At 34.4% G+C, this 11,114-nt stretch carries 13 protein-coding genes; 10 read left to right on the top strand and 3 right to left on the bottom strand.

What is annotated here, in order from left to right:
- Window positions 1–225: 225 nt before the first annotated feature.
- The 6 genes from B7R67_RS14380 (at window position 226) to B7R67_RS14405 (ending at window position 4,374) form a co-directional block, all read left to right on the top strand.
- Window positions 226–687, top strand: coding sequence for a phage tail protein (locus B7R67_RS14380; RefSeq protein WP_088071546.1), 462 nt, complete (start codon window positions 226–228; stop codon window positions 685–687).
- A gap of 148 nt (window positions 688–835) precedes the next feature.
- A complete protein-coding gene (locus tag B7R67_RS14385) occupies window positions 836–1,135 on the top strand; it encodes a hypothetical protein (RefSeq protein WP_088071547.1) in 300 nt (99 codons plus the stop codon).
- 73 nt (window positions 1,136–1,208) lie between these two features.
- Window positions 1,209–1,580: an iron chaperone gene (locus B7R67_RS14390; RefSeq protein ID WP_088071550.1), complete on the top strand. Its 372-nt coding sequence runs from the start codon at window positions 1,209–1,211 to the stop codon at window positions 1,578–1,580.
- 334 nt (window positions 1,581–1,914) lie between these two features.
- On the top strand, window positions 1,915–2,778 hold the full coding sequence (locus B7R67_RS14395) for a COG4705 family protein (RefSeq protein ID WP_088071552.1): 864 nt from the start codon (window positions 1,915–1,917) through the stop codon (window positions 2,776–2,778).
- Window positions 2,779–2,942: 164 nt separating this feature from the next.
- On the top strand, window positions 2,943–3,563 hold the full coding sequence (locus tag B7R67_RS14400; protein ID WP_235822172.1) for a DUF6944 family repetitive protein: 621 nt from the start codon (window positions 2,943–2,945) through the stop codon (window positions 3,561–3,563).
- 319 nt (window positions 3,564–3,882) lie between these two features.
- The gene (locus tag B7R67_RS14405; RefSeq protein WP_088071554.1) at window positions 3,883–4,374 is read left to right on the top strand and encodes a quercetin 2,3-dioxygenase; all 492 of its coding nucleotides are present in this window, start codon (window positions 3,883–3,885) and stop codon (window positions 4,372–4,374) included.
- Window positions 4,375–4,504: 130 nt separating this feature from the next.
- On the opposite strand, the gene B7R67_RS14410 is transcribed toward B7R67_RS14405, so the two are convergent.
- Both B7R67_RS14410 and B7R67_RS14415 read right to left on the bottom strand, forming a co-directional pair.
- Window positions 4,505–5,260 carry a L,D-transpeptidase family protein gene (locus B7R67_RS14410; RefSeq protein WP_235822173.1) on the bottom strand — a complete coding sequence of 252 codons (756 nt, stop codon included), beginning with the start codon at window positions 5,258–5,260 and terminating at the stop codon, window positions 4,505–4,507.
- Window positions 5,261–5,617: 357 nt separating this feature from the next.
- The gene (locus B7R67_RS14415; RefSeq protein ID WP_088071556.1) at window positions 5,618–5,803 is read right to left on the bottom strand and encodes a hypothetical protein; all 186 of its coding nucleotides are present in this window, start codon (window positions 5,801–5,803) and stop codon (window positions 5,618–5,620) included.
- Window positions 5,804–6,102: 299 nt separating this feature from the next.
- Between B7R67_RS14415 and B7R67_RS14420 the strand changes: the two genes are divergently transcribed.
- The 3 genes from B7R67_RS14420 (at window position 6,103) to sspL (ending at window position 8,735) form a co-directional block, all read left to right on the top strand.
- A complete protein-coding gene (locus B7R67_RS14420; RefSeq protein ID WP_088071557.1) occupies window positions 6,103–6,600 on the top strand; it encodes a DinB family protein in 498 nt (165 codons plus the stop codon).
- Between the two features lie 336 nt (window positions 6,601–6,936).
- Window positions 6,937–8,484, top strand: a complete 1,548-nt coding sequence (locus B7R67_RS14425) for a bifunctional GNAT family N-acetyltransferase/carbon-nitrogen hydrolase family protein (protein ID WP_088071559.1) — start codon at window positions 6,937–6,939, stop codon at window positions 8,482–8,484.
- Window positions 8,485–8,600: 116 nt separating this feature from the next.
- Window positions 8,601–8,735, top strand: coding sequence for a small, acid-soluble spore protein L (gene sspL / locus B7R67_RS14430; protein WP_088071561.1), 135 nt, complete (start codon window positions 8,601–8,603; stop codon window positions 8,733–8,735).
- Between the two features lie 272 nt (window positions 8,736–9,007).
- On the opposite strand, the gene B7R67_RS14435 is transcribed toward sspL, so the two are convergent.
- The gene (locus B7R67_RS14435) at window positions 9,008–9,988 is read right to left on the bottom strand and encodes an MBL fold metallo-hydrolase (protein WP_235822174.1); all 981 of its coding nucleotides are present in this window, start codon (window positions 9,986–9,988) and stop codon (window positions 9,008–9,010) included.
- Window positions 9,989–10,148: 160 nt separating this feature from the next.
- Here B7R67_RS14435 and B7R67_RS14440 point away from each other — a divergent pair, with 160 nt between their 5' ends.
- Complete coding sequence (locus B7R67_RS14440; protein WP_088071565.1) at window positions 10,149–10,607, top strand: GNAT family N-acetyltransferase; 459 nt, start codon at window positions 10,149–10,151, stop codon at window positions 10,605–10,607.
- The last annotated feature ends 507 nt before the right edge of the window (window positions 10,608–11,114 follow it).

Here is an 11,114-nt window from a genome sequence, read left to right on the forward strand (position 1 = left end):
ACGTATGAATATTCATTTTATTGTGAATACTTTATACGCTAACCTAGTAAGAAGTTATGAATATTATTTACTGAATAATTTTTGGTATAATATTTGGTGATAGAGGAAATAATATGAAGTTGAGTAGTTGTATCGTTAAAAGAGATAATTTGAAAAATGTTTTAGTTTTTGATGAGATGAGGATTACTTATTTTAAGAAATAAAGTGTGACAAGGAGAGATGGAAATGTCTTATATCGTTGATTTTAAAAACGTGTCTACGGTTGGTTTAGAGTCTTCACCTGTAGTAGAAGCACTTGCTGGTTTACGTGCACATGAAGCTCGTTACTTTATGAACAAATACAAGCACGAGTTTACAGTTGTACCTGCTAGTGAAAGTCAAGAGACGCTTGATTATGTGAACAAGATTTTAAAAGAACGTGATATTGAGTTTGCTGCCAAGCCTTTAGAAACATCACGTTTTCAAGTAGAAAATATCAAATTTGCCTATGTCTTCTATGAAGATGGTCTTGCCATCAACGTTATGTATACAGTTGATGACCCTAAAAAGCGAGCTGTTGGCTTTAAGCTTTCCGAGGGGATGGAAATACCGAAGGAGTTAGAAGAAAAGTTCAAATTTGCTAGGCAGAAATCTAAGCTTGCTGGAACTATCCGAGGTTCGTTTTTTGTCATTAAAGGCGAATATTAAAAATAGTAATGTTTACACGCGAAAGTTGTATAAATTTAAGGAGCTGAAATGATAATCAGCTCCTTTTCACTATTTGGAACTTTAGTTGAAAGTAAAAGAATATTAATTAGAAATTTACCTTATTAAGTTATGAAGAAAGGAGTTTCATATGAACAAGATTGATGAAAACTTTGAAACTGCAATGGAAGCCTGGAAAATGATGCAAAAAACTACAGACGATGAAGGAGCAGAGTGGGCAGAAAGGTTTGAACGCTATTTTTATGAATTTATAGATGAATTGAAGAAATGGTGGGGAACCCTTGATCCGAAACCATCGAATATAGAAGAAGCTGAGGAGTTGCCCGAAATAAGAAGATGGATGAAGCAGCTTCCTGATCCTGTACAACTAAATTTTCTAACTGAATTAGAGGATATAGTGGATGGATTTGATACGGTACGTTTTGATTAAATCTCTTTAACTATGTTCATTTATTGAATAACAATCTTTAAAAGAAATACAGATAATATGGAAGGAGAAAGACATGGAAGTATTTTTAAACTATTTAACAAGTATCGACAATCCCAATCATCGGGAAAGAACAAAGGAGATTTTGGAGTGGGTTGCTAATCGGTTTCCAAATTTAGAACCGCAAATTAAATGGAATACGCCAATGTTTACCGATCATGGCACATTTATTATCGGCTTTTCTACCTCAAAGCAACATATGAGCGTTTCACCAGAAGAATTTGGCATTACTCAATTTGCAAATGACATTGCACAAGCAGGTTATAGCGCTACAAAAGGTTTGTTTCGAATTCCTTGGAAAGAGCAGGTAAATTTCGAATTACTTGAAAAAATAATCGAATTTAATATTCAAGATAAAGCTGAAATTACAAGTTTTTGGCGAAAATAATTAATTTTATAGGTGTTTGTTGAAATTTAAAAGGATAGGAAAACAGTGGTATACCTGTTTTTTCTATCCTTTTTTACGACGCCTAAACCCTAAAAGTTTAAATAATTAACGACAATGGAAAGTTCAATTTTTAATCAACAGTTATTTATCTTTTTTTCGTTCAAAAACGATAAATATAGTTAAATACGAAATTTTTCATCAAAATATAAAAGTAATTTAATCAACTTATCACTAAAATGATATTAAATCTACCCTTTTTTCATTTTTCTTTCATAATTGGATGCGAAAATAACTTGTATTTTAAATTTAAAAAATGAAAGGAAATGGAATGTAAATGACAAATGAAAAAAACATTGTAAATTCTTCAATTAACAAAATTCCACAATTGACACTGTTATTTTGGATAATGAAAATCGCCGCGACAACACTAGGAGAGACGGGTAGTGATTTGGTAACTGTACCTGGAACACAAGACAATTATTTAACCCCATTTTTGTTTTTCGTAGGTATTTTTGCAGTCTTTCTTACAATTCAATTGTTTGTTAAAAAATATGTATCCTCAGTATATTGGACTGTTATTCTATCAACAAGCTTAGCTGGAACTGCATTCTCTGATTATATGGATCGTTCATTAGGATTAGGTTATATGAAAGGATCAATTATATTAATCAGTTTACTAGCAATTATTTTTCTATTTTGGTATTTCACAGAGCCGACATTAAACGTTAAAAGTATTGCAACAAAACGAGTTGAAGTACTATATTGGATTGCCATTTTAGTTTCCAATACATTAGGAACAGCTGCAGGAGATTTTTTATCTCATAAAGCTGAGGGTGTTGGAACGTTAGCTGGTGGAGGGAATTATCTTGAACAAGGTCTAGGTCTCTCAATTGCTCAAGGAGCAATGATTACTGGAGGATTAATCATATTAATTCTTTTAGCATATCGATTCACGAAGATAAATAGCGTATTCCTATTCTGGGCAGCATTCGTTTTAACACGCCCATTTGGCGCAACTTTCGGTGACTACTTGATTAAGCCTCAAGAAAAAGGTGGACTAGGATTACAAAATGGAACACAAATCGCTTCCGCAATTTTACTAGCAGTTCTTGTAATCTGTTTAATTATTGAATTTGCAATAAATAAAATGAAAAATAAAGAAACGAATGATTCTGAGGTATATAAAGGGGCAATTTAACAAGTTCTTATATTAAATTAAAGAAAAGACTCCAGTCTTGAGATTTGGAGTCTTTTTCTTATGAAGAAAGTTAATTTTAATAAATAAGCACACATTTAAAACACTGAACATAATACTACGATAAAGGTTTTTCTTAATGACCAATTGGCAAGTTGGTGATTGAAATGAATTCTAAAGCAATTTTTGGTTCAGCGACTATAGCTGTGGGAACAATTTCTGCTGCAATTGGTTCTACGCCAACCAACTTAATAAAAAAGAATATTCGTGATGATCTAGCCCTGTGGGGAAACGTTCTACAAGCTGAAGGAAATGCTTTAGATGCTGATGCAAATTTAAGGTTTCTTTCAAAAATTGGAAAAGAGATTTCAGCAACTGGTAATTCTACGATTGTTACAGGTTTGCTTTTAAAATTTAGTACTGAAACAACTGATAGACTATTTATTGCCGGAAACTTATTACAAGCGCTTGGATTAGCAGTAGTGATTGGAGATATAATTGTTCTGCCTCCATTCCCCGGTCAATCCGAAACCATTACAGGAAACATTATACAAATTATCGGAAATTCATTGCAGGCAAATGGATGGGCGATTGATTTAAAAAGTAATTTAGAAAAAGATGATAAAAGTAAAAATAAAAAGACAGGATTTACCTATGAAGACTATTTGGAAAACAACAATGAACAATCTGAATCATTAATTGCAACAGGTAGTTGGATCCAAGCAATTGGTTCTGTCGTTTCATTGATTGGTACGATAAAAGAACAAACACAGGAGTCCGTAAAGTGAATACTTCCCGAGAATATGAATCTATGTAATAATTTGGCAATAATTAAAAGGTCGACTTAGTGTCGATCTTTCAGTGTGTAGACAAAGTCCTATTTATCTGATTATCAGACTGATTGAAAACGCTTATCTTTCGAGGCGCGAAGCCTGGCGAGGAGCGGAGTTACCCTAAACGGTAATGAGCACCGCAGACAGGCGAAGCAACGAAGAAAGCGAGCGTTTGTCAGCAGTCTGAAAGGTGGACTTAGTGTCGATCTTTTTTATTACTAATGGGTAAGCTTTTTGAATATAAATTTTGAATATAGAAAGAGGGGGCGAAAATATGACGCACCAAGAGAAAAGTAAAGCGGATTTTATGCATCGTCGCATCAAAGAGGATAATACATACTATTTTTTAAATGATTTTACTTCCATTTTAGTTAGTGGTGAGGATACAAATGGTGATTTTTGTGTCTTACATTGTAATGGTAAAAAAAATGGAGGCCCCCCTCTTCATGTTCATGAGTTAGAGGATGAAACGTTTTATATTTTAGAAGGAGAAATTACTTTTTTTGTTGGCGATAAAACGATTTTAGCAAAAGCAGGAGATTATGTATTTGCTCCGCGCAGAATTCCACATACATTTAAAGTGCGTTCTGATGAAACAAAATTCATCGTCACAGCTTATCCATCAGGGTTTGAGCGATTTGTAAAAGAATTAGGTATCCCATATCATAAAGGATTTAAAGCCCCGGAAGGTCCTCCCTTAGCTGAGAAAATTCAAAAGCTGATAGAGGTGTCAAAAAAATATAAAATTTCATATCCAAATTTATAAAAACACTGAGAAAAATCTTTTGTTCAAAAAAATGGTGCCCTAAGTAATTTTACTTATGGACACCATTTTTTATTTAAACTGAAGATCTTTACGGTTTTTAAGTGTATCTTAAGCATAAGCGCTAAGGAGCTTATAATCCCCCAAGAGCTTTTATCGTCGATGGTCCAACAATTCCATCTACAACTAAATGATGATCTTTTTGAAACTTTCGAACGGCTTGCTCTGTATTATAACCAAAAATACCATCTGTTCCTTTCGTATTATAACCGAGTGAAATTAGTTTCTGCTGTAACGCTTTTACGTTAGAGCCACGATTTCCTATTTTCAAGACTCCTATACTTGGCTGGGTAGATGGAAAGCCTCCGTTACTTGTTACCTTATGTCCATTCGCTTTTGCAATTGAGTCAAAGGATTTTCCTGAAGATGTGATCACAACAGGCGTATTAACTTTTATTCTAGCAAATAACCATTCTACTTCATTATCATACATTCGAATACAACCGGAACTGACATATTTCCCGATAGAACTCGGATCATTGTTTCCATGAATAGCATAAGTTGTTCCCCATGTTCCCCGAGCATTTAACCCAAGCCATCGATTTCCAAGCGGATTACGAGGATCTCCTCCTGGAATCTTCCCTGTATAGTAAGGTCTGTTTACAATTTTATTTACGATTTTAAACTTACCTTCGGGTGTATATGATGGCTTTCTACCGGTTGCTACCCTAAATACTTTTAAGAGTTTCCCATTTTCATAATAAGCTAACTGATTTGTTGATTTATTAATAATGACAAATTGATTTTCAGCAGCTTGACTATGTGTTATCCCAAAACTAAAAAACAAAAGACAGGTTAACATAAAGACTTTAAACCATTTTTTTATCAATAGCTTCCCTCCCAAATAGAATTTTTCATATTGCTAACATTTAATCCTATGTAAGAAGAAGATGTCCTCGTTACCCTTTTTTCACAAATTCTATTAAATGTTAAAAATAGTGACTTCAGTAATAGGACTTTAATCGTGCCATTTGGAAGTTGTTTGAATAGGATTTTTTAGAAAGTTTTTGATTAATAGTTAAGTGGACATTGCGATTAAATGGAAATGAAATTGGAGAGAATTCAATTTGTCGGATCTAACTTCAAAAAAAAACTGTAACTACGATTAACTTGTAATCAGAGCTACAGGATTTTTAATTACCTTTATACGATTATCTATCTATGCATCATGAGTGTTAGTCTTTGACTATTTACCCAGTAATGCCATAAGCCCTTTGTAAATTAGGAAAAGGGAGAAGATTAAAATAGCAAGAATACCAATTAAAGTAGTTACTGGCTCTAAACCTGATAAGAAAGTACCTGCTAAAGGAACTTTTAATAATGCAAAACCAGCTAAAATACTAGCTAACATTAAAAGAATAGATTTATCCATTATGTCATCCCTCCAATCAATATATTTTATGTAAATTGATATGGATGTTGAGTTAAAGAATCTATTTTATAAAAAATGTGTGAATTACATAGTAACTACAGTTTATTTTCGTTCTAATAAATTACGAAAAGGAAAAAATTACCTAACATAATTGGTGTGAAGCATAATTCGATTACTTGACTTAGAGTCAACTCTAAACAATATACTCGCTTATAGTAGTTCTTTTTGAATTGAAGAAGTAGGTAGCCAAACATTCATATGAGCGAACTAGAAACTAAAAACAGATTGGAGTCGATAGGATGGATCAATCAAATAAAGCGTTTAGTGAGGCATTAATAAAATCTTTAAGAGGAGAAAGAGGACATCTTCCAATCGTGAATGCTTTGTCGGATATAGATGCTGTCCTAGCCGGAAAGCGTAAAGAGGAATTGCCTTATTCGATTTATCAATTAGTTAAACACATGATATACTGGCAGGATTTTCTTCTATTATTCGCTAAAGGGGAGAAACCAACATTGCCTTCCCATGTAAAAGAGAGTTGGCCAGAAGAAGAGAGTCCATCTAGCGAGGAAGATTGGCAGCAGGTGATTCAACACTTTCTTCAAGGAATTGAACAGGCATGTACAATTGCTCAAACTGTTCAATTAGACAAACCATTGGAGAAATGGCCAGGTGAAACACCAGGTGGAGTACTACGGAATATTGCTTCCCATAACTCCTATCATTTAGGTGAAATTGTACTGATTCGTAGATTATTTTCTGCTTGGCCGCCACCAACTGGGGGATATCCTGCATAAGCTAGCAGTCAATACTACATAAAATGTTTCTTAAAAATCGTAAAATACTAGAATAATTTAGCTGACCACTAATGTCTTTAATTTGGCATTAGTGGTTTTTATTTTTCTAAAAAAGTCGATTTCCAATTGAACTAACATCATCTGGTTCCAGCCTTTTATGTACGTCCACTTTCATTAAAACTAATCGATTCATCCACTCAGTTGTATGTGGTTAGTATATTTTTAAAAAGTCAGATTTAACTCATGTTGAAAAGGAAATATATGGGTATCCTAATTGGGTGAACCCCAATAAGAGTGACTGAGATAAGTGAGACTTTAAGTATAGGACGTGAGAATATGTCAGAGACAGATATGTCAAAATACGAGAAGAAAATTGAAGTTCGAAATATACAGATGGAAGATATTGAAGAAATCATGAAGTTATCGAGCCGTTGTTTTCCTGGCATGGAGGGATGGAAACGTGAACAATTGGAAAGTCATATTCGAATTTTCCCTGAAGGTCAGTTATGTGTAGAATATGAGGATAAAATTGTTGGTTCCTGTTCAAGTCTTATGGTAGATTTCGATGAGTATGATGATCAGCATACTTGGAATGTCATAACGGATTATGGCTATATTACAAATCATGATCCGAATGGATTTAATTTATATGGAATTGAAGTAATGGTTGATCCAGATTACCGTCGTATGAAAATAGGACATCGGCTTTACGAGGCGCGAAAGGAATTGGCTCGACAATTAAATCTTCAGAGCATTATCATCGGTGGTCGCATCCCTAATTATCATAAATATCGAGATGAAATGACACCGAGAGAGTATGTGGCAGCAGTGGAGAAACATAGTATCTATGACCCGGTTTTGTCATTCCAACTAATGGAAGGTTTTACAATTAAGCGAATCAACACTCGTTACCTTCCAGATGACAAAGCTTCAGACTCCTTTGCTACTTTGATGGAATGGAACAATATTGATTATCTTCCAAAATCGAAGCGTGTCTATCGTGCTTCGTTCCCAGTTAGAATTTGTGCAATACAATATATGATGAAAAAAATTGAGTCTTTCTCTGATTTTACGAAACAAATTGAATATTATGTTGACGTAGCTGCTGATTTTGGTTCAGATTTTGCCGTTTTTCCAGAGTTATTTACAACACAATTGATGTCTTTTCTGGAAGAAAAACGACCGGATCAAGCTGTTCGGAGACTTGCTACATACACTGAACAATTCATTGAACTTTTTACCGAACTTGCGGTAAGATACAATGTTAATATTGTTGGCGGATCTCATTTCGTAGAGGAGGAAGGAAACATATACAACGTAGCCTATCTATTCCGACGAGATGGAACGATTGAGAAACAGTTGAAAATCCACGCAACTCCTAATGAGCGGAAATGGTGGGGAATATCGGAAGGAAATGAAATTCATGTATTTGACACGGACTGTGGAAAAGTTGCGATTCAAATATGTTACGATATTGAATTTCCAGAACTTGCCCGTATTGCCGTAGATCAAGGAGCAAATATCATTTTTGTTCCATTTTGTACAGATGATCGCCAAGGGTATCTCCGTGTTCGTTATTGTGCGCAAGCAAGAGCAATAGAGAACCAAGTATATACTTGCATTGCAGGGACAGTGGGTAACTTAACTCACGTAGAAAACATGGATATTCAGTATGCCCAATCCGGTATTTTCTCACCTTCAGATTTTGGATTTGCAAGAGATGGGATTGTTGGTGAATGTGATGCCAATGTTGATACGGTCGTAGTTGGTGATGTTGACCTAGAGAAGTTAAGACGTTCAAGAAACTCGGGCTCTGTTCGACAATTACGTGATCGAAGACGTGACCTGTATAGAATCGAATTTAAAAATTTGAAGTTCGAATAAGTGAGATAATGTATTGGAGAATTAAAGCAACTCTTTCATTAGATGTCTACTCTATTTAAACAGTTAACACATAAATCAATTTTGACAGGAAATACTACACTTGGAGGTGAAACGCTATGAGTAAAAAATCAAGTGGAAGAGGACAAAAAGCTCCAAGTGTAAATCCACAAGGTTATGGTAAGGACGTTGAATTTTCAACTGAGCCTAAAAGTGAGTTGCAAAATTTAGCAAAAAAGTCGAACACAAAATAAATCAATAGATAGGGTAACTGGTGCTATTCGAATAGCAACAAATTATTGTGGGAAAATGTAACGCATGATGTTATATTTTCCCCACTCCCTATCCAATTAATTGTGTATGAAAAACAGTTAAGCCTCCACCTAGGATCTCATGTATTACAATAGATTCAAAACGATTAAATTTCAGGAAGATACACTCAATAAATAATCTATTTATCTAATAATCTTTGGTTTGTTTGGAAATCCTGTTTAATGGCCAAATCCTTGTTAGTACCAAAAAGCGATTAAATTGTATTTACTGGGTTAGTGATTAGTTCATAAACTTTTTTCAAGTTTGGTTTAAAATATGTAGTAAAGTACCAGTTTTCATATGCTTTTGGTACTGAAATTTCCTCAATGCTTTGCTTATTCAGAATAGCTTTCTCTACTAACGAGACAATATCATTTATGTAACCTTTAACTTCATGAAGTTCATTCAATGAACATACATCTCCATGGCCCGGTATAATGGTTTTAATATCTAAAAGCTCTATTTTTTCTAAAATATTTAGCCATTCATAAGGGGTGGCATGAATCATCACTGGATGATGCTTCGATAGTACCAAGTCTCCCAGGATGGCAATCTTTTCTTCAGGCAAGTAGACGAAAGCATCACTTTGCGTGTGTCCTCCCCCATAAGTTTTGAGCTGCACCGTCCGATGACTTCCATATAAATTCAATTGTTTATCAAAAGTTAATGTAGGTATTGTATAGTCTAAATTGGACAATGCATTCATATATTCACGATCACTTGCATTTTCCCATTGCATTTCCTTTTTTAACTTTTCGTCCTGTTCAAGTAGTATTTTCTCATCGACTTCTTTAATCGCTTGAAAAATTGGCTCCGGATTTGCCAATTGTTGAGCTACCCGATTTTTTCCAAATGTGGCCATAATTTCAAGTGTAGTAGATGTAGAAATTATTTGTGCTGTGGGGCTAAACACTTGATTCCCACTCGTATGGTCGCTGTGCCAGTGTGTGTTCAATACGTAGGAGGCTGTATTACCGGTTAAATGAATTACTGCTGTTTGTAAATCCTCAGCAGCCTGTACTGTAGTAAATGTATCGACTACAAGTGTTGAATCACCTAAATCAATAATTGCTGCATTCCCTAAAGAACCAGTACCAGGCACCGAAATTGCCGCATATACTCCTTCAGCGACTTGCTTCAGCTTAAAATGCTTAGAACCATTGAACGTTTCAATTCGATTATTCATATAGGTCATCTCCCCAAAACTCAAATTAATACTATATAATATCACGGAAAATGAACTAGATGTAGTTCTTCAAATGTATTTTAGTAATTAAATTCTGAAGAATAAAAATAATTTGTATTATAGTAACCGATAAAATATATTGAAAGAAGAGGAAAAGGGGGGACTGAAGATGGAAATTAAAGTAGATGATTTAACGGGTATTGAAGTTACCCAATTAATTGGAGAGCATCTTCAAGGGATGACACAACATTCTCCGCCAGAAAGCATACATGCTTTAAATCTTGATGGATTAAAGAAACCAGATATTACATTTTGGAGCATATGGGATCAAGGCGTATTGGTTGGATGTGGGGCATTAAAAGAACTAGATCAACAGCATGGGGAAGTAAAATCGATGAGAACTTCTTCAGCTCATTTAAGAAAAGGTGTGGCCAGACGAATGCTCCAACATATCATTGATGAGGCGAGAAATCGAGGGTATAAAAGGCTTAGCTTGGAAACTGGATCAATGGATGCGTTTAATCCAGCTAAAAAGTTATATTCAAACTTCGGATTTCGATATTGTAAACCATTTGGTGAATACATTGATGACCCAAATAGTGTATTTATGACATTAGAATTGTATTGAACTAAAAGAGTTGCTAAGGCAACTCTCAGAGTGTTGAAATAGATAACGGTCAATATAAAAAAAGGTCATTAAGTGAGAGCTTTATTGATGATAAGTTAGTATTTTTTGATGTTCTATTAAAGAATATAAATGTTAGTATTTTTGAGCAATATTTATAACTCCTTCAAACTCAAATCATTACTTAGATCATCTTTTTATAAGTTTAAACTATTAAATACCAAATCTTAAAGACGATGCTTTTTTGAATTTGTTCTAAGTAAAGAATATTTAAATCATTTTTTTAAGAATACTTTTATTGAACAAAAAGTTGATTGGAACGGAAGGATGCTCGACTCCTATGGGAGATGCGGAAAGGCTGAGACCCCGCAGGCAATGCCGAGGAGGCTCAGGTTTCGCCCCATGGAAAGCGAGAATCCTGTAGTGGAAATGAACATCATTCAACTTCCTTTACGAAAATTTGGTCATTACTTGACAAGATTATTTTTCAACAGCGTGAGAGTTGCTAAG

Origin of the sequence: Gottfriedia luciferensis, from assembly GCF_002156865.1 — a bacterium.
GTDB lineage: Bacteria > Bacillota > Bacilli > Bacillales > Bacillaceae_G > Gottfriedia > Gottfriedia luciferensis.